The sequence below is a fragment of the Catellatospora chokoriensis genome (assembly GCF_011297315.1).
Lineage (GTDB): Bacteria > Actinomycetota > Actinomycetes > Mycobacteriales > Micromonosporaceae > Catellatospora > Catellatospora citrea.
On the sequence record NZ_JAAOTI010000032.1, the window covers coordinates 13,130 to 38,527 of the forward strand.

Consider the following 25,398-nt stretch of genomic DNA (forward strand, 5'->3'; position numbering starts at 1 on the left):
GACTTGCGCAGGCCGTGCAACAAGCAATTGAAGAGGTGTTCAATTGCTTAATCCGTTCACTGTGTGGTTGGGGCTGCGACGTGAGTGTGCCGCTGTACGAGAGCAAGGCGGAGTTCTTCCGGACCTTGGGCCATCCGGTGCGCATCCGGGTGCTCGAAATGCTCGTCGACGGGCCGATGGCGGTGCGGGACCTGCTCGCCGACGTGGCTATCGAGCCGTCGAGCCTGTCGCAGCAGCTGGCCGTGCTGCGCCGGGCCGGGATCGTCGTGTCCTACCGCGAGGGCGCGGCGGTGATGTACGCGATGTCCGGCCCTGACGTGGCCGAGGTGATGGTGGCCGCGCGTCGTTTCCTGACCGCGATGATCGCACAGCAGACCGAATTGCTGGACGAGTTACGCGACACCGCGACGGTGGCACCGTGACCGCCGTGGCGGCGCTCTGCCGCGGAGGTTGGGTGCGCGTGTCGGCGCTGCTGCCCAGGCGCACCGACTTCGCGGCGATGGGCCGCCAGCCGCGTCGTGACCTGGTCGCCGGGCTGACCGTCGCGGTCGTGGCGCTGCCCCTGGCGCTGGGGTTCGGCGTCTCGTCGGGTCTGGGCGCGGCAGCCGGGCTGGCAACCGCGATCGTCGCAGGTGCGCTCGCGGCGCTGCTGGGCGGATCGAACCTGCAGGTGTCGGGCCCGACCGGTGCGATGACCGTGGTGCTGGTGCCGATCGTGCACCGCTTCGGGCCGGGCGGTGTGCTCACCGTCGGTCTGATTGCCGGCGTGTTGCTGGTGGTTCTGGCCTTGGCGCGTGCCGGCCGCTATGTGCGCTACGTGCCTGCCCCGGTGATCGAGGGCTTCACCGCCGGCATCGCGGCCGTGATCTTCCTCCAGCAGGTGCCTGCCGCACTCGGCGTACCCGCCACGGAAGGGGAGAAGGTCACCGCGGTCGCCTGGCAGGCGGTCACCGAGTTCGCCGCGAATCCGCACTGGACCGCAGCGACGTTGGCGCTCGGGGTGGCCGCGGTGATGCTGGTAGGCGCCCGCTGGAAGCCGGGCGTGCCGTTCTCGCTGCTGGCGGTCGCGGCCGTGACCACAATTGCGGCGGTGACACACCTCGACGTCGCTCGGATCGGGCAACTGCCCACGACGCTGCCCGCGCCATCCCTGGAGTTCCTCGACCCGGCCGCCGTGCCGATGCTGCTCACCTCCGCGGTGGCCGTCGCGGCGCTGGCCGCGCTGGAGAGCCTGCTGTCGGCCACCGTCGCCGACGGCATGACCGTCGGGCAGCGCCACGACCCCGACCGGGAACTGTTCGGCCAAGGCGTGGCCAACCTGGTCACGCCCCTGTTCGGCGGGGTGCCCGCGACCGCCGCGATCGCGCGCACCGCCGTCAACGTCCGTTCCGGCGCCGGCTCCCGCCTGGCCGCACTGACCCACGCCCTCGTCCTCGCCGCGATCATGCTCGCCGCCGCGCCGCTGGTCGCGCACATCCCCCTGGCGGCACTTGCCGGAGTGCTGCTGGCCACCGCGATCCGCATGATCGAGGTCGGCTCGCTGCTCGCGCTGGCCCGCTCGACACGCTCGGACGCGGTACTGATGGTGCTCACCGCCGCCGCGACCCTGGCCCTGGACCTGGTCGCCGCGGTCGGCATCGGACTCGTCCTGGCCGCATTCCTCGCGGTACGCAAGATCGCTCGCGCGGCGACGCTGGAGCAGGTGCCCCTCGACGTGGCCGACCATCACGCCGAGGAGGCGGCACTGCTGACCGAGCACATCGTCGCGTACCGCTTCGACGGTCCACTGTTCTTCGCCGCCGCCCACCGGTTCCTGCTGGAGCTGACCGAGGTAGCCGACGTGCGGGTGATGATCCTGCGGATGTCGCGGACCTCGTCGATCGACGGCACCGGCGCCAGTGTGCTGCGCGACGCGATCGAACGCCTCGAACACCGCGGCATCGTCGTCTACCTGTCAGGGGTGCGCTTGGAGCACGATCGCGCGCTCGCCGCGATCGGTGTGCTGGACCGGCTTCGCAGCCAGGGCCGCGTGTTCGCGCACACCCCGGACGCGATCATGGCTGCCAGGGCGCTGCTGCACCAGACCGGCGTCATCACCGCCGACAGTGCACTGAAGGCAGCGTGAGACCGGTGCAGCAGCATAGGCGCGCGGCGTGGCAGGCCTACCTGGCGATCGCGACGGACCTGCTGCCCGCGCTGCGGCAGGCCGCCACCACCGAGATCGTACTGTCGGAGCAATTCGCGGCGTTGAGCGAACGCCTGTCGGCAAGCCACCGGTGGTGGGGCACCGACGCGCACCGGATGACGGCGATCGTGGCCCGCGCTGATGCGATGCATCACTGCGGCGATCACTGCGGATCAGCGGTCCTGCTGAGGGCGTTGGCAGTGCGGCTGTTCGCGATCTCCAGCAGCACTCCCACCGCGTCACGTGACGGCTGCGACCCGCAGTGACCGGCCGAGGAAGCAACGTCGGCCCGTGCTTGCAGGGCAGGCGTCTGCTCGGATGCCGCATCGGCCGTCGTAGGGCTGATCAATCCCAGGTCGCCGTCGTAGCGGCGGTAGAGCAGGTTGCCGCGACCGGTGTCGCGGTCGGTGTAGAAGATGAACGGCACCGCGGTGGCCGCGAGCCGGTGGGCGGCCTGTGCCGGATCGAGTACGTGCGCCGGGTGGGAGTCGACCTGGATCGCCGGCACGGCCTGCCGCGACGGCGCAGTGTGTTGGCGAGCCACGCGCAGCTGCTCGGACCCGGTGCGATAGATCACGGCGTCGGCACCGGTGTCGGTGTCGGTGAACAGGTGCGCGTCGTAATCCATCGCGGACAGTCGCATCGCCGCCTCCGCGACAGTGGCCACCTGCAACCGGACCGCCTTCAGCCGGGCGATGGCGGCTTCGCCGGGCACCGCGAGCCTCCTGCGGAACGGCAGCGGCCATGCGGTCAGGTCCAGTCGCAGCCCCAGACGGCGGACCTGGCGTTCCAGCCGTTCGAGTGCGGCGCCGGCGGCGGCCTGCGGGGTGCGGGCGGCGAGCTGGATCCGGGCCGGTTCACCGCGGACCCGAAGGTTGATCTGAAAGAGCGTCGGTCCGGGCGCGCAGTTGCCGGCGGTGATGCGCAGCCGGGCCGGCCCGGCCGCGGTGGCGCTCGCGGCGACCACGGCCGCGACTGCCTCGCGGGTGATGCCCACGAACGCGGGATCGAGCTCCCCGCGTGTGTGCACGTCGACGCGCACGCCCTGCCGGGGCATGGGCCGGGAGCCTGAGGAAGCCATGCCGCCTCCTTTCACCGCGTGGTGCCAGGACAGGTCTGCTCTGGCGTGTCCTGGCACCACGCGTGGTCAGTCGCCGATCGGGATGTGACCTAGGTCGGTCCACATGTCGCGCATGGCCGGGTAGGGGCGTTCCGGCAGGGTTTTGATGACCTCGATGACCTCGGGCCGCGCGTGGCTGCCGGCGGCGAAGGCCAGTAGCCGGTCACGGGTGGCAGGCCCAGCGGTGAACGCGGCTTCGATGTGGTCGGCGAGTTCGGTGCGGGTGACGCTCACCGGGTTCTCCTCAGGTGTCGGAGTTCGGAGTGGCGTGGCCCGCCGCTCGGGGAAGGAGGAGGGGTTCTGCGGGCCACGCCACGATCATGGGGACGGGCGGTTCAGCGCAGCCGCTCTTTCAGGCTGTCGAGTTCGGTCCACAGGATGCCTGGCAGCTTCTCGCCGAACTGGTTGAACCACGCGGCGATCTGCGGAACCTCCACGGCCCACTCGGTCGGGTCGACGTGCAGTGCCGCGGCCAGGTCGGCGTAGGCGAGGTCCAGGCCTTCGGTGTCGATCGCGGCCGGGTGCGGGACGAGGCCGACGGGGGTGTCGACGGCTCCGGCGGTGCCTTCGAGGCGTTCGACGACCCATTTGAGGACGCGGGAGTTCTCGCCGTATCCGGGCCACAGGAACCGGCCGTCGTCGCCGCGGCGGAACCAGTTGACCTGGAAGATCTTCGGCAGCTTGTCCGGGTCGGCGTCCTTGCCGAGGTCCACCCAGTGGGCGAGGTAGTCGCCGGCGTGGTAGCCGATGAACGGCAGCATCGCCATCGGGTCGCGGCGCACGACGCCGACCTGCCCCACGGCGGCGGCGGTGGTCTCGCTGGACAGGGTCGCGCCCATGAACACGCCGTGGATCCAGTCGCGTGACTGGGCGACCAGAGGGACGGTGGTCTTGCGGCGGCCGCCGAAAAGGATCGCCGAGATCGGCACGCCGCGCGGGTCGTCGTACTCCGGTGCCAGGATCGGGCATTGGCTGATCGGGGTGCAGAACCGAGAGTTCGGGTGGCTGGACGGTGCGCCGGACCCGGGGGTCCAGTCGTTGCCGTGCCAGTCGGTCAGGTGTGCCGGCGGGGTGCCCATGCCTTCCCACCACACGTCGCCGTCATCGGTCAGCGCGACATTGGTGAACAGCGAGTTGCCCTGCGCGAGGGTCCGCATGGCGTTGGGGTTGGTGGAGTCGTCGGTGCCGGGCGCGACACCGAAGAACCCGTACTCCGGGTTGACGGCATACAGGCGGCCGTCGTCGCCGAAACGCATCCAGGCGATGTCGTCGCCGAGGGTCTCGACCTTCCAGCCGCCGATGGTCGGTTCGAGCATGGCGAGGTTGGTCTTGCCGCACGCGGACGGGAACGCCGCGGCGACGTAGTGGACCTTCTGCTGCGGGGAGGTGAGCTTGAGGATGAGCATGTGCTCGGCCAGCCAGCCCTCGTCGCGTGCCATCACGGAGGCGATGCGCAGGCTGTAGCACTTCTTGCCCAGCAGCGAGTTGCCGCCGTACCCGGAGCCGTACGACCAGATCTCGCGGGTGTCGGGGAAGTGAGCGATGTACTTGGTGTCGTTGCACGGCCACATCACGTCGGCCTGGCCGGGCGCGAGGGGAGCACCGACCGAATGCAGCGCGGGCACGAACTCGGCGTCGGCGCCCATGACGTCCAGGACCGGGGTACCCATCCGGGTCATGATCTTCATGCTCGCGGCGACATAGGCGGAGTCGGTGATCTCCACGCCGAACTTCGGGTCCGCTGCGTCCAGCGGGCCCATGCAGAACGGGATGACATACATGGTCCGCCCGGCCATGCAGCCCCGGTACAGCTCGCCCAGGAGCTGTTTCATCTCCTCGGGGGCCATCCAGTTGTTGGTCGGCCCGGCATCGTCGGGATCGACGGAGCAGATGAAGGTCCGCTCCTCGACCCGGGCCACATCCGAGGGGTCGGTACGGGCCCAGAACGAGTTCGGTTTCAGCTCGGGGTTGAGCCGAACGAGGGTGCCGGCGTCGGCGAGCTGCCCGGTCAGGCGCTGCCACTCGCCGTCGGAGCCGTCGCACCACACCACCCGTGCCGGGGTGGTCAGCGCGGTCACCTCGGCCACCCACGCCAGCAGCCGCGAATGGGTCGTCGGGGCGGGGGACAGGCCGGCCGTTGTTGCCGCATCCATCGATCAGGTGCCTTTCCGCGTAAGGGCGCCGTGCCGCGACCCTCAATTAGTTTCTTACTTTAGCAACTCGCTAGGTCGTGTAGTCTGATCCGGTGACGCGAAAATGTCACACGACCACCAGCCGACCGGCCCAGCAGCACACCATGTGCCCGGGCGGGTACGGTTTGCTGCAACGAAGGGGGTGGACCGGTGAGCAAGCCGCTGTATCAGGCCAAGGCGGAATTCTTCAAAGCGCTCGCGCACCCCGCCCGCATCCGCGTCCTCGAACTGCTCTCCGAGCGGGAGCATTCGGTGGGGGAGATGCTGCCAGAAGTCGGCCTGGAGTCCGCCCACCTGTCACAGCAGCTGGCCGTCCTACGCAAGATGAACCTGGTCGTGACCCGCAAGGAAGGCTCGACCGTCTACTACTCCCTGGTCAGCCCGCAGGTGGCCGAACTGCTCGCCGTCGCCCGTCGGATCCTCACCGAGGTGCTGGCCAACCAGGTCGAGCTGCTCGACGATCTGCGTGCCGCGCAGGCCGGCGTTCGCTAGGCCACGCGGCGCGCTGTTCCGCGCCACCCCTGGTCGGGGCGGGCGTGTCAGGCCGGCTTCCCATCTCTCGTGCCCGGCTGACACGTCCGACCCATTCTCGCGCCATCAACCTGGAGCGACGCGGCCGCCATCGGAGTTCGGGCCGTAGTGGCGGCTGGTGGACTCCGCAGAGCGACCAGGGATGGCGGCGGTGCGCGCCCGGGGCGGGGCCGCTGTGGTGAACGGGTCTGGAGATGCGGCTGCGGGTCCGCGCGGACCTGGCGAGGACGCCGTTGCGATAGTGCGGCTGTTCGCATGCCTGGCCTGCGAAGGAGACGACATCGAGCCACTGCGCGGCGACGCGGCCGGCGGGCCACCGTCAGGTGAGCATGCCGGAGCTGGCACGGCTTACCGGCTGGGGGTCCGGGCTGGACGCCGTGTCGAGCAGGAGCTGGTGGCCCGCCTCGTGGCGATGGCCGCCCGGCGTGACCGCAGGCCAGTCCCGATGGGATACGACGCCGCACGGGTCGCCGATCCTGAGTACCGGCGAGGGCTGGTTGCGGGACGGCGTCTGGTACATGGGGCCCTGCTGGTGTCCTGGCGCATGGCCCACGGTGAGGCGTGCCCTGCGTGCGGGGCCACCGGCATCAACGGCCACGACCCGGCATGCTGCTATGCATGAGCTGTGCCGATGTTATGCCGGGAGCCGCTACGGCGTGGATGGTCTCGGCGCGGCCGGTACACCGGCGTGCTGGTGTCACAGGCCTGCAGGGATGAGCCTTCGGAGGGCCGCGGTGCTGTTTGTGGACGGCTACGGTTGGCGTTGGCGCCGGTCGATGCAGTGGCCTTCGCCAGGTGTCCGGCGTCGAGGTGCCGGCTGGTGAAGTTCGTGTCGTCACCGGTGCTGATGGTGTACAGCGGCATGACTGTTGAGGACGTCGGGTCAATACCCGACCTGTTGCGCCGTCATGGGGCCGGAGCCGATCGCGGACGCCGATGAGGCCACGCGGGTGTGGGGGTGTCCGTGCGTGCCGGGCGAACGGCGGTCTGGTTGGCGTGACCGGCCGGCGAAGGTCAGCGGACGATCTTGAACTGGAACATCGGGGTCCCCATGGTCCCGTACAGGCGTAGCCAGATCGGCAGCAGCATCTCCGTGGCCCTGGCCGTCGTGATGTCGCCAAGGTCGATGACGTCGGTGTGGCCGAAAGACTCCAGCAGGCCGCTCACGGTCTTCTTCGCTTCGGCGTCGTTGCCGGAGACGAACACCGAATGCGCCCCGTCCGCGAGCTGGGTCGGGTCGACCATGAGGTGGGCGTTCATCGTGTTGAGCGACTTGACGACCTTCAACTCGGGGAAGGCGGCCTGAATCTGTTCGCCGAGGGAGTCGGTGTCCTTGACGAACAGGCTGGGCGGGAAGCCCTGCGAGAAGTCGAGCGGGTTCGCGACGTCGAGCAGGACCTTACCGGCCACGTTGTCGCGCCCGGCCGCTTCCAGCGCGGCCATGGAGACCTCGCCGGAGGTCGCGTTGACGAGCATCTCGGCGCGGGCGGCGGCCTGCGCGAACGAGGCCAACGTCACCGCCGGGTGGGCAGTGGCCCAGCCGCTGTAGGGGGCGTTGCCCATGCCGTCGGGCTCGGTGCGGGCCATCGTGGCGGCGACGTCGCGGGTCCCTACGGTCACTTCGTGACCCAGCCCTGCAAGCTTGCCGGCGAGTGCCTGGCCGACCATGCCCGTGCCCAATACGGCGATCTTCATCATGCGTTGCTCCTGGTAAGTCGGTCAGATGCTCTCGATGGGGCCAAGGCTAGCAGACAGGTCTGTACACCCTTGCAGCGGTTGGTTTAGCCCTTTGACATGCCACAGACCGGAAGCATCCTCATCGTGTCCGGACCGACCTCGGACAGACTTGTCTGTAGGATGGTGCATGGACGTCTCAGGAGGTGAAAGCAGCCATGAACCAGTCAGGCGCCGCCGCGCAGCCAGCCCGTGACCGCATCCTCACCACGGCGTTCCGGCTGTTCTACGCCCACGGTCCCCGCGGCGTCGGCGTCGACACCGTCATCGCCGAGTCAGCCGTCGCCAAAGCGACGTTCTACAAGTACTTCCCACGCAAGGACGACCTGGTGCTGGCGTACCTGGACAAGACCGACCAAGCCTGGTTCGGTGGTCTGCGCGCCGCCGCCCGTGACGCCGGCGACGACCCCCGAGCACAGCTCGTCGGCATGTTCGACGCGCTGGGCACGGCATTCCGGCGCGAGGGCTACCACGGCTGCGCCTTCATCAACACGGCCGCCGAAAGCCAAACCGGCAGCGACGTGCACGCCCGCACCGTCGAACACAAGCAGATCGTGCGCGCCTGGGTAACCGACCTTGCCCGCCGTGCCGGTGCCGCCGACCCGGGCCTGCTCGCCCGCCAGCTCACCCTGCTCATCGACGGCGGCCTGGGCAACGGCGTGCTCGACGCCGATCCCGCCACCCCCGCAGCCGCCAAAGCCGCGGCACAGGCGCTGGTGAACGCGGCCTGCTCGGCTGCCTGACCACAGCGGGGCTACCGACGGCTGTACGGCGGCCTGCTGGAACCAAGTCAGCCATGCCGTCGACCGGAATCCGTTGCGGGTCACCTGGCGCGGTGGTCGGGACCAATGGCACGGGCGGAGAGCCCGATTGCCTACGTAGCGTTGACAGTGCCTGGCCGGCACGGTTCGGTTTCAGCGTTTGCGCCGGCCTCGCCACCGCGAGAGGGGTGTCGACGATGATGGGCAATGCGATGGGCTGGATGTGGATCTGGCCGGCCGTGATCTTTTTCGGCTTGTTGGTGCTGGGCTTTCTGGCGCTGATGGTCACGCGGTACTGGCCCGACGGTACGGTGACCACACCCCGTCCGGATCGCTCACCGGCCCGGACCATCCTCGACGAGCGCTACGCCCGAGGCGAGATCGACGACGAAGAGTACCGGCGTCGCAAGGGCGAGCTGCCATGACCGCGCGGCCGATCAGCCGCCGCCGGGCTCTCGGCCTGGCCGGGCTGGGCGCGGCGAGCGTCGTGGCAGGGATGACCGGCTGGTTCGTTGACGCCGGACTGCCTCTGCGAGGCGGTCGCCTGTCACCGGCCGACACGGGTGAGCCGCTGCGCCAGCCCGATGTGGCGGTCGGCCGGGACGGAATCCTTAGTCTGCGTCTGGCCGTCGCCGCGGGGGTGCGGCTGGCGGGCCTCGACACCTCGGCGTGGGGGTACAACGGGACCTCGCCCGGACCGACGTTGCGCGTACGGCCTGGTGACCTGCTGCGACTACAGCTGGTCAACCAGCTCGGGCAGCCGACGAACCTGCACACCCACGGCCTGAAGGTGTCGCCGCAGGCCGACGGCGACAACCCGTTCATCGCCATCGAGCCCGGGGCGGGGTTCGACTACGAGATCCGGATTCCATCCGATCATCCTCCCGGCACGTTCTGGTACCACCCGCACCATCACGGCACCGTCGCCGACCAGATCTTCGCCGGACTCGCCGGCGCGCTCCTGGTCGAGGACGACCTCGACCTGGCTGTCACCAGCGACCGGGTGCTGCTGGTCACCGACACCACGCTGGACGCCGGCGGCCACGTCGTGCCGGCCGATGCCATGGCCAGGATGCAGGGCCGCGAAGGGGAGTTGGTACTGGTCAACGGTCAGCACGAGCCTGTCGTCACGGCCTCTGCGGGCAGTGCCGAACGGTGGCGGGTGATCAACGCTTGTGTATCGCGGGTGCTGGCCCTTCGCTTGGACGGCCACCGACTCACCCAGATCGCTCTCGACGGCAGGTTCCTTGCCGCGCCCGTCGACCGAGACCAGGTGGTCCTCGCCCCCGGAAACCGGGCCGACGTGATCGTGCGCCCCACGGCCAGCGGCCGGTTCGCGCTGTTCGCCGCACCCTATGACCGCGGCAGCGCCACCATGATGGGCGGCATGGGCGCCACGGGCGGCCCACGCGGTCCGGCCACCCTCGCAACCTTGATCGTGACCGGCTCGACCGGCACCCCGCCGCCGCTTCCCACGGCGTTGCCTGCGCCGACCGAACCACAGGGCCCGGTGACCGGACAGCGCCGGCTCACCCTTGCGATGGGGATGGACGCCGGGATGCGGATGGGCATGGGTATGGGGTTCACGATCGACGGACGCACCTTCGATCCGGGCCGCGATGACCAGATCGTCACGCCCGGCACGACCGAGGAGTGGACAGTGCTCAACACCAGTCCGATGGATCATCCGTTCCACCTGCACGGTTGGCCCTTCCACGTGGTGGATACGAACGTATTGACGCCACCGGCCACGACGCTGCAGGACGTGGTCCTCGTGCGGGCATACGGCCAGGTCAGCTTGCGCATCCCGTTCACTGGTCACTCCGGACGCAGCGTCTACCACTGCCACATCCTCGACCATGAAGATCTTGGCATGATGGGCACCGTCAACGTCCGTGGCTAGCGGCCTGTCACATGACGCTGCTGGTGGAGCGGGCGGCTTAGGAGTTGGCGTACCGGCGGTGTCTGGTACCCGTTGTGCCGTCTCGTCGTGATCTGGGTCTGCCGAGGGTGGTGCATCGCACCGCCCGAGTCGGACTGCGGGAGCCCCGCCGCTGCCGTGCGCTCCGGCGGGGATCTGTGGGTGTGCCAGCGCGGATCCCGGCGCACCTCCGAGCCGGGCCGCGGTGTCCTCAGGTGAGGACTGCGGGCACAGCCCGCTGGGCGCACGCCAGCGCCACCACGATCGTCACCACGGCGGCAAGCAGGAGCGCCGCCGGCTCGCCCGCCGACAGCAGGTGCTGCTGTTCCCCGATGGTCGCTGCCGCCACCGGTACGCCCAGCTGGGCCGCGGCCAGCCCAGCGAAGGAGATGGGCTGGCCCAAAACCCGCATGGCCAGGTGCACCGCCGTTGCGCCCACACCCAGCGCCAGGCCAAGCAGCATCATGAAGGGCCGGCGCAACAATTCGCCCAGGCCGATCGAGGCGCCGAGCCACACGAAGAACAACGGACCGAGAAAGCCGTCGGTGACCGCGAACAGCTGCCGGGCCAGCCGCCGCGGCTCGCCGATCGCCGCCACCACCAACCCGAAGCTGAAGCCGGCGACCATGACCGACACGTGTGTGTGCACGGCCAGCGCCGCCAGGGTGAACAGGATCGCCAGGCTGACCCGCAGCTCGATGGCGAACCGGCGCTCCTGAGACACCCGCTGCGCCCGTCGGCGCAGGCCGGAGTCCTCAAGTCGGCGCAGGACCAGGTAGAGCACGGCGGCGCAGCCACCCACCGCGAGTAGACCCAGCACCGTGCTGCTAGCCCGAGCGGGGTCCACCACCAGCGGCAGCAGCACGATACATGCGGCATCGGCGATGGCGACCTGCGGTAGCAGCTGCAGAACCGGCGTCCCACGCAGTTCCAGGTCCGAGATAACGGGCAGGACGAAAGCCGCCGATGACGAAGCCATCAGCACCGCGTACAAGCCCGCGTGACCGGTGCCGAACGACTCCGCCACCACATGACCGACCACCACGGCCAGCGCACCCACAACCGTCGCGCGCAAGAACCCGATCCGCAACGTACCGTGCGAGCCCAGCTCCCGCACCGGGACATGTGACCCAGCAACGAACATGACCAGTGCGAAGCCGACGTCAGCCAGAAATGCGAACGTCGGATCCCGTGGGTCGAGCAGGCCGGCACCGCTGGCACCGAGCAGCATCCCGGCCAGTAGCTCGCCCAGGATGACAGGCAGACGCCAACTCCGGCGCAGCGCCAGCACCGGGCCGAGAGCGGCCGCGATCGAGATCAGCGCGAGTGCCGCGAAACTCAACGTATTGCATCCTCACTGGCCCAGGCCCGAAGGCCGCCACCCGTCCGTCACATGGATCTTCCAACCTGGGGCCACCGTGTGCGAACAACTTCGCCCTTTGGTTTCTGCTTCCACAGGCGTGTCCGACACGAGACCCTGCTCGCGGCGAGATGGTGTAGCGCAAGAACCCCTGGGTGGCCGGATGGCTCGGATACGGCGGCTGGAGGATGGCGGCACCGCTAGACCCGGCAGAACCAAATGCGTCACGGCCACGTCGTCGACATGAGGTCGGCGCACCCGGCGTGCATACGACCGCGGCTGCCGGACTCGTCGGCCGCCCAAAGATGCCGCGAGACAAGGGACCAAAGACCTGCCGCAGACAGGACCCCCGCCCCGCTGGTGGCGGGCCGGGCGCCCCTGACCTGCCGGGCGGCCCGAGGCAGATGGTGAGGTCATGACAGCAGACGACGCGACCCGCGAACAGGTGCTGCGCGAAGCGGCCCGCACCGCGCTCGCTGCGCCGTCGATCTTCAACACCCAGCCGTGGCGGTGGCAGGCCGACCGGGACAAGCTGTGCCTGTACGCCGACCGGCAGCGCCAGCTCCTGGTCGCGGACCCGGCCGGACGGCTGCTGACCGTCAGCTGCGGCGTCGCCCTGCACCACGCCCGCATCGCCCTGGCCGCCACCGGGCACGACGTGCAGGTGCGCCGCGTGCCTGACCCCGCAGACCCGGACCTGCTCGCCGAACTGCGCATCGTCGGCCCGCATGAACCGGCGCTGGCCGAGCTACAGGCCCGCGAGGCGATCAAGCGCCGACGCACCGACCGTCGGCCGTTCACCTCCCAGCTGGTCACGGACGCGCAATGCCGGACGCTGATCGTTGCCGGTGAACGCGAACACGCTCACGTTCACCTGGTGGGCGCAGGTCAGGTCGCCGCACTGGCGTCGGCGGCGGCCCAAGCCGGAGCGCTGGAGCTGTCTGACCGTGACTACCGGGCCGAGCTGGCCGACTGGACGCATCGCCCGCCGTGGAGTGGCGAAGGCGTGCCCACCGAGACAACGGTACGGGCGGTGCCGCGGCGTGTCCCGATCCGCGACTACGTGCCGTTCGGCGGACAGACGATGTACCCCGGCCGCGACACCGACTCCGGTGCCCGCTTCCTGATGGTGTTCACCGACGACGACACGCCGGCGGCCTGGCTGCGCGCCGGTGAGGCGATGTCGGCGGTGCTGCTCACCGCCGCCGTCGAAGGCCTGGGCAGCGCGCCGATCAGCGACGTCACCGAGGTGGCCGGCACCCGCGACGAGCTCCGCCGGCTCCTGCCCGGCCTGGGCGAGCCGCAGCTGTGCGTCCGGGTGGGCCATGCTCCGCCGGGTGATCTGCCTGCGCCCCCGCGCCGCCTGTTCGAGGAGTCGATCAACCCGGATATCGTGGACACAGGACAAGCATGATCGCTACCCATCCGGTCATCGCCGGTTTCGATTCCTCGCCGTCGAGCCTGGACGCCGCCTCGTTCGCCGCGGACCTCGCCCTACGCCGCCAAGCGCCGCTGCACCTGGTGTACGGCTATCTCAGCCCGCTGTACGGCTATGGCGTTGCGGGCATCGTCGGGCGCTACTTCGACGAGTCCGCCATCCGCGAGTCGATCGACCGCAGCCTCACCGACGCCGTCGAGACGCTGCGCCGGCGATTCCCGGAGCTCGGCGAGGTCGTTGCCCGGCAGGTTGTCGGCGGCCCCGCCCAGGTGTTGATCGAGCAGTCCCGCACCGCCGCGGTGACCGTCGTGGGTAGCAGGGGTGTGGGAGGGTTCGCCGAACTGCTGGTCGGGTCGGTGTCGTCGCAGGTTGCCGCACACGCCCACGGCCCGGTCATCGTCGTGCGCCCGCCCGTTCCCGACCATCGGATCGGGCCCGGTTTTGAACAGCCCCCGCCTGCTGTCAAGCCGGCCGGCCCCGTGGTCGTCGGGGTGGACGGTTCGGCAGCTTCACAGGCAGCCCTGGCGTTCGCCGCAGATGAAGCCCTCAGCCGTGACGTCCCGCTGGTCGCCGTGCACGTGTACGGGCCGCAGCTGTGGCTGCACGCCGACCCGCATTCCGCGACCGGACACGCGGCCGAGGACCGGGCACGCAGGCTACTGGCCGACGCGGCCGCCGCGTCGTCAACCGCACGCCCGCAGCTGAATCTGCAGACCCGACTGGTCCACAGCCTCAACACCGAGCACAGCATGATCGAGATATCGCGTGGCGCGACCATGATTGTGGTCGGCTGCCGCGGCCGAGGCGGCTTCGCCGGGATGCTCCTGGGCTCGGTCAGCCGTGCTCTGGTCCACCACGCCCACTGTCCCGTGGTGGTGATCCACCCAAGCGAACTCTGAACCATGGTCACCCTGTCCGGAAACCTCGATGCCCATCGACAGCACGAATCTCGCCGATTACGGCATCCGCCACTGCCGTTCGGCCGTTTCTGTGCGGACGGCCACGATCCCAGTGCAAGGTGGACACCATGGGTACGGATGCGGGCTCGGCGGCCGGTCGCGGCGCGCGGCCCGTCGTCGCTGGTGTGGACGGCTCAGAACCGAGTACCAGGTCTGCACATTACGCCGCGCTGCTGGCCCGGGAGCGTCAGGTGCCGCTAGAACTGCTGTGCGCCTACGAGAACCCGCTGTGCGGGTTCGGGCCGCCCACGTTCGGGGCGGCCAACCCGGTGGTGGAAGAGGAGACCAGGCAGGCCGCTGAGCAGGTGCTGTCTGCGACCGCGGAGCAGCTGCACCGCCAGTCGGCCGAGGTGACGATCCAGTCGCATCTGCGGGCCGGCAGCGCCGCGTCGGTGCTCATCGACGCGTCCCGCCGTGCGGCAGTCACCGTCGTGGGCAGCCGCGGCGCTGGCGGTTTCGCAGGACTGGTCCTCGGGTCGGTGTCGGCTCAGGTCGCCGCACACGGGCACGGGACGGTGGTCGTCGTACGACCACCCGCTGACCAGCCGGACCCCGCTGCGGGGCTGGACGGGCCGGTCCTGGTCGGCTACGACGCCTCCGCGCCGGCTCAGGCGGCGCTGGAGTTCGCCGCGCAGGAGGCGGCGCTGCGCGACACCGACCTGGTCATGATCCACGTGCATTGGCAGGCGCCCTGGGGCGCCGGACCCGAACCGGACGTCGATCCGGCTGAACTGGCCCGCCAAGAAGCCGAACAGATGCTCGCCGAGGCGGCCGGTCCTCTGCGGGAACGGCATCCGGGTCTGGCGGTGCAACTGCGGGCGGTGCACAGCCTCAACCCGGAACGAGCGCTCGTTGAGCAGTCAGAGGGCGCCGGGTTGGTGGTCGTCGGCTGCCGGGGTCGCGGCGGGTTCACGGGGATGCTGCTCGGCTCGATCAGCCATGCGCTGGTTCAGCACGCCTCCTGCCCGGTCGCGGTCGTTCACGACCACTGATCCCACGCAGGCGGCGTCCTATGGCGGCGCCGCTGGATGGCCGGCTTCAGAGTGCTGCCTGCGGCGAGCTGGTCGCCGTACCTGCATATGTGGCCGGCTGCGCTGACCATCGGTGAGCTGCGCTGTCCGCGACGCGGTTAACCATGATCACAAGCTGTGGAGTCGCGGACACGCCGAGGACGAGTCTGAGATGCTCCTGCGCCGCACTGATCTCGGCAGCCTGGGCGTGCACCGACACGACCAGGCCGGATCGGGTAATCGCATCGACGATCTTCCGCATGGCCTCGGCGGCTGTGACGCGCTCGTGCGGGCCGTCGCCGACGGTGGTCAGTACGATGCCGAACTGCTGGCCGGCGCAAGCCATCCCGATACACGGATCGGGGCAATCCTGCGGCCGGTCGCCGAGGCAGCTGAGTGTCGCTGCCCGCGGCCTGTACGATCCGTCGCCGGCTGTCGCCCGGATCGCGGCATCGATAATCCGCGCCAGGGTCGTCGTCGAACCCCGGCCCTGCAGGATCTCGACACCGACGCCGTGCCGGCCAGCGATCTCCATCACCTGCTGGGTGTTCATCCTCTCACCGTGCGCCCCGTCGGCAGCCTCGGGCAGGGCCGTTCGAGCCAAGGTGGCGGGCCGATGGTCCGTCTTGCGCCGCCCTTGAGCAGGACCAAAGTCCCGGTCCGCCGCGGCCGGTCGGCCCTTGCCGCAACGCGCCGTCGAGGATGCACTGAAGGCGACAATGGGAGAGGGAACGCGATGAGACCGTATTACGCTGCAGAGCTTCCCGTGCTGGTAGGCGTCGACGGTTCACGATCAGCCACCGGTGCCGTCGGAGTGGCTGCCGCTGAGGCACTACGCCGACGATGCCGCCTCACGGTCCTGCACGCGGTGCACGACACAAGCCCAGCTGGCGAAGACGAAGGGCGGGCCGTCCTGCGCGACGCCGCAGTCGCCGCCCGCGCGGCAGGCCTCACCGACGCCGAGTTGGAGACATTGCTCGTGGCCGGGGATCCCGCCCGGGTACTGTGCCAGCACGCAGACAAGGCCGCGATGGTCGTCGTGGCGCACCGCGGCACCAGCATGCTGGAAGACCTGATCATCGGATCGACGGCGGCGAAGGTCTCCGCTGACAGCCCAGCACCCGTGCTACTGGTCCGGGGGACCGAACACGCCGTCGGTCCCATCGTCGTCGGCGTCGACGGCGACCCTGCGTCGCGGCCGGTCATCGAGACGGCCTTCTACGAAGCCGAGATCCGCGGCACCGACTGCACTGCGGTGCACACCTGGACCGGACCCGTGTCGTCGGGCCCGGGCGACATGCTGCCGCTGGTCTACGACGTGGCCGAAGTCAAAGGCGAGGAGCAGGCCGTGCTGGGCGAAGCCCTGGCCGGGATGCGCGAGGCCTACCCCGACGTGACCGTCCAGGAAATGTTGATCAAAGGCCCAGCGGCGCGCACGCTCGAACGGCTGAGCCACACCGCGCAACTGATCGTGATCGGGACGCGGGCGCGCCGCAGCTCCGCGAACCTGGTTCCCGGTAAGGTCCGCCGGCACCTGTTGCACCACTCTGCGTGCCCGGTCCTCGTCGTCCCACGTGAGGGCACGTGAACGCCGGCGACCGTGGACGCGACCGTGCTCGACGCGGCCAGGTGAGACCGGTGCGAACCACCGACTGGACCCCACTGCTCGCCCTGCTGGTACTGGTGATCGCCACCGCGGCGGCATGGTGGCTCGTCGCGCGCTTCTGAACCAGGCGAAAGAGCGCATCCCGCCTCCATGCATACGACGCGATGACGTGTCCGTGCTCCGGCGCCGGCAACGTGTCAGGACCACGCCGACGACGGCAGACAGCAGGTCCGCGCGGGGCGTGACTTCGGCCTGAGCTGAGCTCATCGGCTCCGATCTGCCGCAGCAGCCGCGGGGCGGCGCATACGGTGAAAACATGAACTTCACGGCATCGAAGGTACGCAACGCCCTGGTCGAAGCAGCGCGGGACGCGCTGGTGGCGCCGTCGGTGTTCAACACCCAGCCATGGATCTGGCGCACCAGCAACGACAGCCTGCATTTGTACGCCGACGAGCACCGGCAGTTGGCCACCGACCCCGACGGCCGCCAGTTGATGATCAGCTGCGGGTGCGCGCTGCACCATGCGCGCGTGGCGCTCGCCGCGGCCGGTCTGGCGACACGAGTGGACCGCCTGCGCGCCGGGACACCTGGTCAGCCGCTGGCGGTCGTCACCGTCGGCCAGATTCTGCCGCACGACACGTCGGTGCGGCTGTACCGGGCGATCGGGATGCGCCGTACCGACCGGCGGGCGTTTACTGCGGAACCGGTCAGCAGCGCCGTGGTCAGCACGCTGGTGGCTGCCGCCGAGGAGCAGGGCGCGCACCTGCAGCCGCTCACCGGTGAGCAGGTTCAGTTCCTGCGCGAGGTCGCCGCTGAGGCAGCCGAGCGGCAGCTGGCGGACCCGGCGTGCCAGGAGGAGCTGCTGCGCTGGACCAACCGCCCACCCGAGGCCGGTGACGGCGTCCCTGCCGCCACCGCGGTCACCGCTTCTGCTCGCCGCGTGCCGGTTCGTGACTTCACGTACTTCAGCGCCGGATTGCCCCCAGGGCCCGAGCACGACGTCGGGGCGACGTACGCGCTGCTGTTCACCGACGCCGATACCATCGCCGACCGGCTGCGCGCCGGTGAGGCCCTGTCGGCGGTGCTGCTCACCGCCACCGCGGCCGGACTCGGCAGCGCCCCCATCAGCGACGTGATCGAATTCGGTGATCTGCGAGCGCGCGTCGCGAAGCTGCTGCAGGGGCCCGGCGAGCCGCAGATCCTGGTTCGTGTCGGTCATCCGCCGCCGGGCAGGCCTGCCGCCAGCCCGCGGCGCCCCGCCGGCCAGATGATCGACCCGCAGTGACCTCCGCGGTACCACACCAGTCCGGCAACGCGTGATCGCTGCGCACCGACCGCGGCGACGCGGTCGAATTCGGGCCGCCACCGCGGCTTGCCGATGCCCGCCGGGGCGAAACCTGCACGCCTGCCCGAGTCGGGACGAACGTCCTGCACGGCGATGACCGCTTACCCCTGTAGGCCACGCCGCGGGGAGGGACAGTGGAGGCATGAAGGCACACGTGGGAGACCGCCTGGTCATGGAGGCCATCCACGTCGGTGAGCCCCGGCGTGTCGGCGTGATCACCGAGTTGCGGCACACCGACGGAACACCGCCATACATGGTCAGGTGGCTGGACACCGGACGCGAGAGCATGGTGTTCCCCGGATCCGAGTCGCACGTGGAACCACCCCACGCACCTCACCGGCGCTGACTGATACGGGCCGCTGAGGAGCCCAGGTGACCGGCGCCGAAGCCTCTTCCACGGCTGCCCCGGCATCCGCGGACGACGCCGTCCGCGCCGGGCTGACCAGCGTCCAGGTGACCCTGGCGCGGGCTCGGGCCGGAGCCAACGCCATCCCCGCGAGCCGGCGCCCGCCCGTCGTGCTGCTGCTGGCCCGCCAGCTCAGCCACTTCTTCGCCCTGCTGCTGTGGGCCGCCGCGCTGCTCGCGCTGCTGGCCCATATGCCGCAACTCAGCGCAGCAATCGTCATCGTCGTCGTCGTCAACGGCGTCTTCGCGTTCATACAGGAATACCGGGCCGACCGCTCCGTGGACCGGCTACGAGATCTGATGCCCGCCCAGGCGGTCGTACGCCGCGACGGGCACCGCCGCCAGGTGCCGGCCACCGACCTGGTGCCCGGAGACGTGGTGCTGCTGGAGGCCGGGGACCGCGTCAGCGCCGACCTGCGGGCGTACTCCGCGGCCGCGCTCGCCGTCGACGAGTCGCTGCTGACCGGCGAGAGCGTGCCCCGCCGCGTCCAGGCAGGCCAGGAGCTGTACGCCGGTACCTTCGTCGTCGAAGGCGCGGCCGAGGCCATCGTCGCCGCCACCGGCACCGGCACCCGGCTGGCCGCGATCGCGGCGATGACCACACAGACCCGCCGCCCGCCGAGCCCGCTGGCCGTGCGGCTCGCCCGCGTCGTGCGCATCGTCGCGGTGACGGCGGTCGCCGCCGGAACAGTACTGTTCGGCGTCGGTCTGCTGCTCGGCCTGACGCCGCTGCAGGGCTTCCTGTTCGCCCTCGGCGTGACGGTCGCGCTGGTACCCGAGGGGCTGCTGCCCACCGTGACGCTCGCCCTGGCGTACGGTGCGCACGCCATGGCCCGCCGCAACGCGCTCGTCCGCCATCTCGAAGCGGTCGAGACGCTCGGCTCGGTCACCTTCATCTGCACCGACAAGACCGGCACCCTCACCCGCAACCAGATGTCGGCGGTACGGGTGTGGACACCCGCCGGCCAGGCCGTGATCACCGGAGAGGGCTACGACACCCGAGGGCACGTCGACGCGGCGCCGACCGTCGGCGAACAGGTCGCGGACCTGGCCTACGCCGCCGTCCGCGCCTCCCGCGGCCGCCTCGTCCCGCACGACGGCGCCCGGCAGCCGCACGGCGACCCGATGGAAGTGGCGCTGCACGTGCTCGCCCTGCGGTGCGGTGTGAACGTCGATGCCCGCGCCGCGAACGAACCGGAACAGCGGTGGCTGCCGTTCGACCCGGTGCGGCTGCGCACGGCCAGCCTTTGCGGCACCACCCTGTACACCAAGGGCGCACCGGAGAGCATCCTGGCCGACTGCCGCGGCGACACCGCGCCGGCACTGCTGGCCGCGCACACCATGGCCGACGACGGCCTGCGGGTGCTCGCCGTCGCCCGCAGGGCCACGGTGGCACCCGAAGCGGCACCCGACGCCCGCGACCTCGACCTCATCGGCGTCGTAGGGCTGCTCGACCCGCCGCGCCCGGACGTCGGCGACGCGATCGCCGCGTGCCGCCGCGCCCACATCCGCCTCGCGATGATCACCGGCGACCACCCGGCGACCGCCCGCGCGCTGGCCACGCAGGTCGGGCTGTGCGGATCGGACCCCCTCGTAGTGACCGGCGCGCAGCTTCCCGCCGACGACCGGGAGCTGGGAGAACTGGTCGACCACGACGGCGTCGTCGTCGCCCGGGTCACCCCCGAGCAGAAGCTGCGCATCGCCCGCGCCCTACGTGCTCGCGGTCACGCCGTGGCCATGACCGGCGACGGCGTCAACGACGCACCCGCACTCCGCGAAGCCGACATCGGCATCGCCATGGGCGCCTCCGGCAGCGACGTCGCCCGCGAAACCGCCGACCTGGTCCTGCTCGACGACCACTTCGCCACCATCGTCGCCGCCGTCGAAACCGGCCGGGCCACGTTCGCCAACATCCGCCGCTTCCTGACCTACCACCTCACCGACAACGTCGCCGAACTCGCCCCGTTCGTGGTCTGGGCGCTGAGCGGCGGAACGTTTCCGCTGGCCATCGGCGTCCTGCAGATCCTCGCGCTGGACATCGGCACCGACCTGCTGCCGGCGCTGGCGCTGGGCGCCGAACCGCCCAACCCGCGCACGCTCACCGGCCGGGCCCGCACCGGGCAGCTCATTGACCGCCGGCTGCTGGTACGGGTATTCGGCGTCCTCGGCCCCGCCGAGGTGATCGCGTCACTGGGAGCCTTCACCGCCGTGCTGAGCCTCGGCGGCTGGCATCCCGGACAGGCACCGGCACCCAGTCTGCTGGCTGCGGCGTCGGGAACCGCGTTCGCGGCGATCGTGCTGGGGCAGCTCGCCAACGCATTCGCCTGCCGCAGCGAGACCCGCCCTGCGTTCCTGCTCGACCCGCGCCGCAACCGGCTGCTGCTGTGGGCGGTCGCCGTCGAGCTGGTCCTGCTGTGCGTGTTCCTCGGCGTGCCGGTAGTCGTCCGGACGCTGGGCGGTTCGTGGCCCCCGCTGGCCGGCTGGGGGTTTGCCGCGCTGGCCGTGCCGATCCTGCTGCTGGCCGACACGGCCCACAAGGCATGGCGTGGCAGGCGGCTCAGCACCGGCGCAGCCGTACGGCGGTGACCTTGTACTCGGGGCAGGAGGTCACCTCGTCGACGGCGGCGGAGGTGAGCAGGTTCGCGGCGACCTCGGGGAAGTGGAACGCCAGGAACACCTGACCCGCGCTGACGTCGCCGGTGATCCGCGCGGGTGCGGCGACGGTTCCGCGGCGGCTTTCGATCTCGACCAGGTCGCCGTCGCGCAGTCCGAGCGCCAGCGCGTCGGCGGGGTGGATGTCGAGGGTTTCGCGTGGCGACAGCCGCAGGTTGAGGGTCCGACGGGTCATCGTGCCGGCGTTGTAGTGCACCAGTCGCCGACCGGTGATCAGCACGAACGGGTAACGTGCGTCGGTCTGCTCGCCCGGCGGCAGCCAGGGTCTGGCGGCGAGCTGCGCGCGGCCGTTCGGGGTGGCGAACGATTCCTGGTGCAGCCGGGCCTCGCCCGGCTCGTCGGGGCTGCGGCACGGCCAGTGCAGCGGGCCGTCGCGGTCCAGCCTGATGTGGGAGATTCCGGCGTACAGTGGTGCCACCCTGGCGCACTCGTCCAGGGCCTGTGACGGTGTCGGGCAGCCCAGGTCCGTGCCGAGGGCGACGGCGACCGCGTTGATGATCTCGAAGTCGGTGCGGGCCAGCCCGGGTGGGCGCAGTGCGGGCCGGACCCGCTGGAAACGCCGGTCGAAGTTGACGAACGTGCCGTCCTTCTCCAGAAACGACGCGCCGGGAAGCACCACGTCCGCCGCTTGTGCCGTGTCCGTCAGGAAGATCTCCTGACAGATGACGAACTCGCAGGCGTCCAATGCGGCGCGCACGTGGCCGCTGTCGGGGTCGGTCTGGGCGATGTTCTCCCCGAACACGTACAGCGCCCGGACCCGGCCGTCGAGGGCGGCGTCGAACATCTGCGGGATGCGCAGACCCGGCCGCTGCGGGAGCGGGCAGCCCCATATCTGTTCGCAGCGTCCGCGCGCCTGTGGGTCGGCGACCGGCTGGTAGCCGGGCAGCAGGTCCGGCAGCGCGCCCATGTCGGAGGCGCCCTGCACGTTGTTCTGACCGCGCAGCGGGTTGACGCCGCCACCGCGGCCGGTGCCCACGGCACCGCGCAGGATCGCCAGGTTGACCAGGGCGCGTACGCCGTCGGTGCCGTGCGCGTGCTCGGTCACCCCGAGCCCGTAGATGATCGACGGGAATCCGGCGGTGCCGTACAGGCGTGCCGCGTCCAGCAGCGCCTGCGGTGTGACGCCGCTGATCTCGGCGACCTGCTCGGGGGTGAACCAGGCCAGCTGCTCGCGCAGCTCGTCGAGGCCGTCGGCGCGCTGGGCGAGGAACTGCTCGTCGATCCAGCCGCGTTCGAGCATGATCCGCGCGAGGCCGTTGAAGACCGCGACGTTGCTGCCGGGCGTTCCGGCAAGGTGCACGTCGGCGATCTTGGCCAGGGCGGTGCGGCGGGGGTCGATCACGACGAGTTTCGCGCTCGACAAGGCCTGCTGCAGGATCCGTGCGCCGATGACCGGATGCGCCTCGGTGGGGTTGGCTCCAGCGATCAGAAGGCAGTCGGAAGCTTCGATGTCGTCGGCCGGGTTGGTGCCGCCGGACAGTCCGAACGCGGCGCTCAGGCCCGCTGCGGATGGGGCGTGGCAGATGCGCGAGCAGTTGTCGACGTTGTTCGTGCCGACAACCGTGCGCATCAGCTTCTGCATGAGGTAGTTCTCCTCGTTGGTGGCCCGCGCCGAGCAGATCGCGGCGACGGCGTCCGGCCCGCTGCTGGCGACGATGCCGCCCAGCCGGTCGGCGACCACGGCGAGCGCCTCCTCCCAGCCCGCGGGCTCGAGGCGGTCGCCGCGCCGGACCAGGGGTGTGGTGAGCCGGTCCGGTGAGGTGGTGAACCCGTACGCGAACCGGCCTTTGACGCAGGCGTGCCCTCGGTTGACCGGACCTCGCCGGTCCGGGGTGATCTCGCTGACGGCACCGTCTGCGGTGTGGACGGTCAGGGCACAGCCGACGCCGCAGTATCCGCACGTCGTGTCGACCGCCGCTGTCGCCGTCCCCGGTGGGCGGCCCGCCTGGGTGATGGCGCCGGTGGGGCAGGTGTCCACACATCCGCCGCAGGACACGCACGCCGACTGCGCCCAGCTGCCCGCACCCGGCGCGACGACGGTATCGGCACCGCGTCCGGCCAGCGTGAGCGCGAACGCGCCCTGCACGTCGTCGCACATGCGTACGCACCGGCCGCAGGCGATACACAGATCCCGGTCCAGGTGCACATACGGATGGCTGTCGTCACGGCCCAACCCACGTCCGGCCGCGGCGAACCGGTCTGCGCCCACCCCGAGTTCGGTGCAGCAGGCGGCCAGCTCCGTCGGCAGTTCCAGGGCGGTGGCGGGCAGCCGCTCGACGGTCAGCTCCAGCGCCAGCCGCGCCATCGCGGCCACGTCCGGGTCGCCGGTCTTGACGTGCTGTCCGTCGGCGGCGGCGGTGACGCAGGCGGCGGCGATGCGGCCGTCGACGCGGACCAGGCAGACCCGGCACTGCCCGGCCGGGCTGAGCCGGTCGTCGTGGCACAGCGTCGGCACCGGTGCCCCGGCGGCCCGCGCGGCGTCCAGCACGCTGGCCCCGTGGGGTACCTCGACCGTGCGGCCGTCGACGACGACCCTCATGGCGTGTCCTCGGCCAGGGCACGGATCAGGCTCCGCACCGCGCGCGGGATGCCCCGCCCGAACGGGCACAGGCTCGCCGTCGCCATCAGCTCCAGCAGGTCCCGGTCCGCGGAGACCGCGTGCGGGTCGGCCGCCCCGCGGCGGGTGCCCTCCCGGCATGGTGTGCACGCCCCGCAGCTCTCGTCGGCGTAGAACTGCCACAGATGTCCCAGCAGGGCGTGCGGGGCCGTGGTGTCGTCGACGGCGATCAGGCCGCCGTGGCCCAGTGCGACTCCGGCGCCGTTCAGCGCCGACGCCAGTAGCGGCAGGTCCAGCCGATCGGGGGACAGGAATCCGCCCAGTGGCCCGCCGACCTGCACCGCCCGCAGCGTGCGACCGGCGGGCAGGCCGCCGCCGAGGCCGTACACGATCTCGTGCAGCGGCGTGCCCAGCTCGACCTCGTACGCGCCCGGGCGGGCGAACCGCTCGTTGAGGCACACCAGCAGCGTCCCGTTCTCCGGCGACCGGCCCAGCCGGGCGTAGGCGTCCCCGCCGTCGGCGACGATCGCGGGCACCGCCGCGAGCGTCTCGACGTTGTTCACCGCCGTCGGACGGCCGAACAGCCCGTACTCGACCGGGTAGGGCGGGCGAAGCCGCACCGTGCCGCGCAGCCCGCTCAGCGAGCGCAGCAGCGACGTCTCCTCCCCGGCCACGTACGACCCGGCGCCCTCCGTCACCTCCACGTCGAAGTCGACGCCGCTGCCGTGCACCCGGCGGCCCAGGTGACCGGCGGCGCGGGCAGAGGCGACCGCGTCCCGCATGCCGGCCAGGGCCTGCGGGTACTCCGAGCGCACGTACACCACCCCGCAGCTCGCGCCGCAGGCCAGCCCGGCCAGCGCCAGGCCCTCCAGGACCCGGTCGGGGTCGCGTTCCATCAGCAGCCGGTCGGCGTAGGAGCCTGGGTCGCCCTCGTCACCGTTGGCCACCACAAACCGCGGAGCGGGCTGCTCGGCCACCGCCTGCCACTTGCGGGCTACGGGAAAACCGGCGCCGCCGCGCCCGTGCAGCCCCGACCGGCTTATCTCGTCACCGATCACGGTGGCGGCGTCGGCGTGGCCGACCAGGCACGGCCACACCTGCCAGCTCGGGCCACCGGCCAGGCCACGAAGCACCACGGGCTGCGAGACCGCGGTGGCCGGGATCGGCGGCGCCCGACGAGGCGCTCGGCCGGCCAGCTGCGAGGCGAGTTCGGGCCCGGCCACGGGCGTGCTGCCATCGAGTGCGGCCGGGCCGCCGTAGCAGAACCCGAGACAGTGCACCGCCTGCAGCGATACCGAACCGTCGGCCGTACGCCCGCCGGCCCGGACCCCCAACGCCTGCTCGACCTCGCCCAGCTGGCGGCCACCGCCGGCCAGAAAGCAGGCCGTGCCCGTACAGACCCGCACATGACGAGCGCCCCGCACCGCGTGCAGATCGCTGAAGTAGGTGACGGTGCCGTGGACAGCCGCTGCAGGCAACCCGACATCAGCGACATTGTTCGACCCGACATTGTGCAGACGGCCGAGCGCAGCGGCGTCGGCCCGGCGCGCTGCCAGCTCCTCCAGCGCGCTACGGCCCGGCCGCATCCGGTCGACCACGAC

General features: G+C 70.9%; 21 protein-coding genes. 13 read left to right on the plus strand and 8 right to left on the minus strand.

Annotated features, from left to right (window positions below; all coding sequences use genetic code 11):
- Positions 1 to 80 precede the first annotated feature (80 nt).
- Complete coding sequence (locus HAV39_RS34765; RefSeq protein ID WP_191843487.1) at positions 81 to 422, plus strand: ArsR/SmtB family transcription factor; 342 nt, start codon at positions 81 to 83, stop codon at positions 420 to 422.
- Positions 423 to 499: 77 nt separating this feature from the next.
- Positions 500 to 2,125 carry a SulP family inorganic anion transporter gene (locus HAV39_RS34770; RefSeq protein WP_191843488.1) on the plus strand — a complete coding sequence of 542 codons (1,626 nt, stop codon included), beginning with the start codon at positions 500 to 502 and terminating at the stop codon, positions 2,123 to 2,125.
- A gap of 223 nt (positions 2,126 to 2,348) precedes the next feature.
- Here the strand turns inward: HAV39_RS34770 and HAV39_RS34775 are convergent, their stop codons facing one another.
- From HAV39_RS34775 to HAV39_RS34785, 3 genes are all read right to left on the minus strand, one after another.
- Entirely contained in the window at positions 2,349 to 3,266 is a 918-nt protein-coding gene (locus HAV39_RS34775; protein ID WP_191843414.1) for a sigma 54 modulation/S30EA ribosomal C-terminal domain-containing protein, read from the minus strand.
- A 66-nt stretch (positions 3,267 to 3,332) separates the two neighbouring features.
- Positions 3,333 to 3,539 carry a DUF2795 domain-containing protein gene (locus HAV39_RS34780; RefSeq protein WP_191843415.1) on the minus strand — a complete coding sequence of 69 codons (207 nt, stop codon included), beginning with the start codon at positions 3,537 to 3,539 and terminating at the stop codon, positions 3,333 to 3,335.
- Positions 3,540 to 3,640: 101 nt separating this feature from the next.
- Positions 3,641 to 5,458, minus strand: coding sequence for a phosphoenolpyruvate carboxykinase (GTP) (locus tag HAV39_RS34785; RefSeq protein WP_191843416.1), 1,818 nt, complete (start codon positions 5,456 to 5,458; stop codon positions 3,641 to 3,643).
- 189 nt (positions 5,459 to 5,647) lie between these two features.
- On the opposite strand from HAV39_RS34785, the gene HAV39_RS34790 reads away from it, so the two are divergent.
- Positions 5,648 to 5,989 (plus strand): ArsR/SmtB family transcription factor, encoded by a 342-nt coding sequence (locus HAV39_RS34790; protein ID WP_191843417.1) that lies wholly within the window; start codon positions 5,648 to 5,650, stop codon positions 5,987 to 5,989.
- Positions 5,990 to 7,042: 1,053 nt separating this feature from the next.
- Here HAV39_RS34790 and HAV39_RS34795 read toward each other — a convergent pair.
- On the minus strand, positions 7,043 to 7,726 hold the full coding sequence (locus HAV39_RS34795) for an NADPH-dependent F420 reductase (protein WP_239121043.1): 684 nt from the start codon (positions 7,724 to 7,726) through the stop codon (positions 7,043 to 7,045).
- Positions 7,727 to 7,920: 194 nt separating this feature from the next.
- On the opposite strand from HAV39_RS34795, the gene HAV39_RS34800 reads away from it, so the two are divergent.
- The 3 genes from HAV39_RS34800 (at position 7,921) to HAV39_RS34810 (ending at position 10,426) form a co-directional block, all read left to right on the plus strand.
- Positions 7,921 to 8,505: a TetR/AcrR family transcriptional regulator gene (locus HAV39_RS34800; RefSeq protein WP_191843418.1), complete on the plus strand. Its 585-nt coding sequence runs from the start codon at positions 7,921 to 7,923 to the stop codon at positions 8,503 to 8,505.
- Positions 8,506 to 8,720: 215 nt separating this feature from the next.
- On the plus strand, positions 8,721 to 8,948 hold the full coding sequence (locus HAV39_RS34805; RefSeq protein ID WP_191843490.1) for an SHOCT domain-containing protein: 228 nt from the start codon (positions 8,721 to 8,723) through the stop codon (positions 8,946 to 8,948).
- Positions 8,945 to 10,426 carry a multicopper oxidase family protein gene (locus tag HAV39_RS34810; protein ID WP_191843419.1) on the plus strand — a complete coding sequence of 494 codons (1,482 nt, stop codon included), beginning with the start codon at positions 8,945 to 8,947 and terminating at the stop codon, positions 10,424 to 10,426. The genes HAV39_RS34805 and HAV39_RS34810 overlap by 4 nt, the downstream gene beginning before the upstream one ends.
- A gap of 229 nt (positions 10,427 to 10,655) precedes the next feature.
- Here the strand turns inward: HAV39_RS34810 and HAV39_RS34815 are convergent, their stop codons facing one another.
- Positions 10,656 to 11,786 (minus strand): cation:proton antiporter, encoded by a 1,131-nt coding sequence (locus tag HAV39_RS34815; RefSeq protein WP_191843420.1) that lies wholly within the window; start codon positions 11,784 to 11,786, stop codon positions 10,656 to 10,658.
- A 433-nt stretch (positions 11,787 to 12,219) separates the two neighbouring features.
- Here HAV39_RS34815 and HAV39_RS34820 point away from each other — a divergent pair, with 433 nt between their 5' ends.
- The 3 genes from HAV39_RS34820 to HAV39_RS34830 all read left to right on the plus strand — a co-directional run bounded on the left by HAV39_RS34820 (position 12,220) and on the right by HAV39_RS34830 (position 15,193).
- Entirely contained in the window at positions 12,220 to 13,218 is a 999-nt protein-coding gene (locus tag HAV39_RS34820; protein WP_191843421.1) for an Acg family FMN-binding oxidoreductase, read from the plus strand.
- The gene (locus HAV39_RS34825; protein WP_191843422.1) at positions 13,215 to 14,141 is read left to right on the plus strand and encodes a universal stress protein; all 927 of its coding nucleotides are present in this window, start codon (positions 13,215 to 13,217) and stop codon (positions 14,139 to 14,141) included. The genes HAV39_RS34820 and HAV39_RS34825 overlap by 4 nt, the downstream gene beginning before the upstream one ends.
- A 128-nt stretch (positions 14,142 to 14,269) precedes the next feature.
- Entirely contained in the window at positions 14,270 to 15,193 is a 924-nt protein-coding gene (locus HAV39_RS34830; protein WP_191843423.1) for a universal stress protein, read from the plus strand.
- A gap of 46 nt (positions 15,194 to 15,239) precedes the next feature.
- On the opposite strand, the gene HAV39_RS34835 is transcribed toward HAV39_RS34830, so the two are convergent.
- Positions 15,240 to 15,764 (minus strand): hypothetical protein, encoded by a 525-nt coding sequence (locus HAV39_RS34835; RefSeq protein WP_191843424.1) that lies wholly within the window; start codon positions 15,762 to 15,764, stop codon positions 15,240 to 15,242.
- A 183-nt stretch (positions 15,765 to 15,947) separates the two neighbouring features.
- Here HAV39_RS34835 and HAV39_RS34840 point away from each other — a divergent pair, with 183 nt between their 5' ends.
- The 4 genes from HAV39_RS34840 (at position 15,948) to HAV39_RS34855 (ending at position 21,153) form a co-directional block, all read left to right on the plus strand.
- Positions 15,948 to 16,799, plus strand: coding sequence for a universal stress protein (locus HAV39_RS34840; RefSeq protein ID WP_239121042.1), 852 nt, complete (start codon positions 15,948 to 15,950; stop codon positions 16,797 to 16,799).
- 334 nt (positions 16,800 to 17,133) lie between these two features.
- The gene (locus tag HAV39_RS34845) at positions 17,134 to 18,102 is read left to right on the plus strand and encodes an Acg family FMN-binding oxidoreductase (protein ID WP_191843426.1); all 969 of its coding nucleotides are present in this window, start codon (positions 17,134 to 17,136) and stop codon (positions 18,100 to 18,102) included.
- Between the two features lie 202 nt (positions 18,103 to 18,304).
- On the plus strand, positions 18,305 to 18,508 hold the full coding sequence (locus HAV39_RS34850) for a DUF1918 domain-containing protein (RefSeq protein WP_191843427.1): 204 nt from the start codon (positions 18,305 to 18,307) through the stop codon (positions 18,506 to 18,508).
- A gap of 26 nt (positions 18,509 to 18,534) precedes the next feature.
- Positions 18,535 to 21,153, plus strand: coding sequence for a cation-translocating P-type ATPase (locus tag HAV39_RS34855; RefSeq protein WP_191843428.1), 2,619 nt, complete (start codon positions 18,535 to 18,537; stop codon positions 21,151 to 21,153).
- On the opposite strand, the gene fdhF is transcribed toward HAV39_RS34855, so the two are convergent.
- Entirely contained in the window at positions 21,125 to 23,779 is a 2,655-nt protein-coding gene (gene fdhF, locus HAV39_RS34860; protein WP_191843429.1) for a formate dehydrogenase subunit alpha, read from the minus strand. The two genes, HAV39_RS34855 and fdhF, sit on opposite strands and share 29 nt — an antisense overlap.
- On the minus strand, positions 23,776 to 25,395 hold the full coding sequence (locus HAV39_RS34865; RefSeq protein WP_239121041.1) for an NAD(P)H-dependent oxidoreductase subunit E: 1,620 nt from the start codon (positions 25,393 to 25,395) through the stop codon (positions 23,776 to 23,778). The genes fdhF and HAV39_RS34865 overlap by 4 nt, the downstream gene beginning before the upstream one ends.
- Positions 25,396 to 25,398: the final 3 nt, after the last annotated feature.

Excerpts from the sequence above, each read along its gene's own strand:
- HAV39_RS34770 (WP_191843488.1), top strand. The coding sequence starts at position 500 with ATGGGCCGCCAGCCGCGTCGTGACCTGGTCGCCGGGCTGACCGTCGCG.
- HAV39_RS34775 (WP_191843414.1), bottom strand. The coding sequence starts at position 3,266 with ATGGCTTCCTCAGGCTCCCGGCCCATGCCCCGGCAGGGCGTGCGCGTC.
- HAV39_RS34785 (WP_191843416.1), bottom strand. The coding sequence starts at position 5,458 with ATGGATGCGGCAACAACGGCCGGCCTGTCCCCCGCCCCGACGACCCAT.
- HAV39_RS34795 (WP_239121043.1), bottom strand. The coding sequence starts at position 7,726 with ATGATGAAGATCGCCGTATTGGGCACGGGCATGGTCGGCCAGGCACTC.
- HAV39_RS34800 (WP_191843418.1), top strand. The coding sequence starts at position 7,921 with ATGAACCAGTCAGGCGCCGCCGCGCAGCCAGCCCGTGACCGCATCCTC.
- HAV39_RS34805 (WP_191843490.1), top strand. The coding sequence starts at position 8,721 with ATGATGGGCAATGCGATGGGCTGGATGTGGATCTGGCCGGCCGTGATC.
- HAV39_RS34810 (WP_191843419.1), top strand. The coding sequence starts at position 8,945 with ATGACCGCGCGGCCGATCAGCCGCCGCCGGGCTCTCGGCCTGGCCGGG.
- HAV39_RS34820 (WP_191843421.1), top strand. The coding sequence starts at position 12,220 with ATGACAGCAGACGACGCGACCCGCGAACAGGTGCTGCGCGAAGCGGCC.
- HAV39_RS34825 (WP_191843422.1), top strand. The coding sequence starts at position 13,215 with ATGATCGCTACCCATCCGGTCATCGCCGGTTTCGATTCCTCGCCGTCG.
- HAV39_RS34830 (WP_191843423.1), top strand. The coding sequence starts at position 14,270 with ATGGGTACGGATGCGGGCTCGGCGGCCGGTCGCGGCGCGCGGCCCGTC.
- HAV39_RS34835 (WP_191843424.1), bottom strand. The coding sequence starts at position 15,764 with ATGAACACCCAGCAGGTGATGGAGATCGCTGGCCGGCACGGCGTCGGT.
- HAV39_RS34840 (WP_239121042.1), top strand. The coding sequence starts at position 15,948 with ATGAGACCGTATTACGCTGCAGAGCTTCCCGTGCTGGTAGGCGTCGAC.
- HAV39_RS34845 (WP_191843426.1), top strand. The coding sequence starts at position 17,134 with ATGAACTTCACGGCATCGAAGGTACGCAACGCCCTGGTCGAAGCAGCG.
- HAV39_RS34850 (WP_191843427.1), top strand. The coding sequence starts at position 18,305 with ATGAAGGCACACGTGGGAGACCGCCTGGTCATGGAGGCCATCCACGTC.
- fdhF (WP_191843429.1), bottom strand. The coding sequence starts at position 23,779 with ATGAGGGTCGTCGTCGACGGCCGCACGGTCGAGGTACCCCACGGGGCC.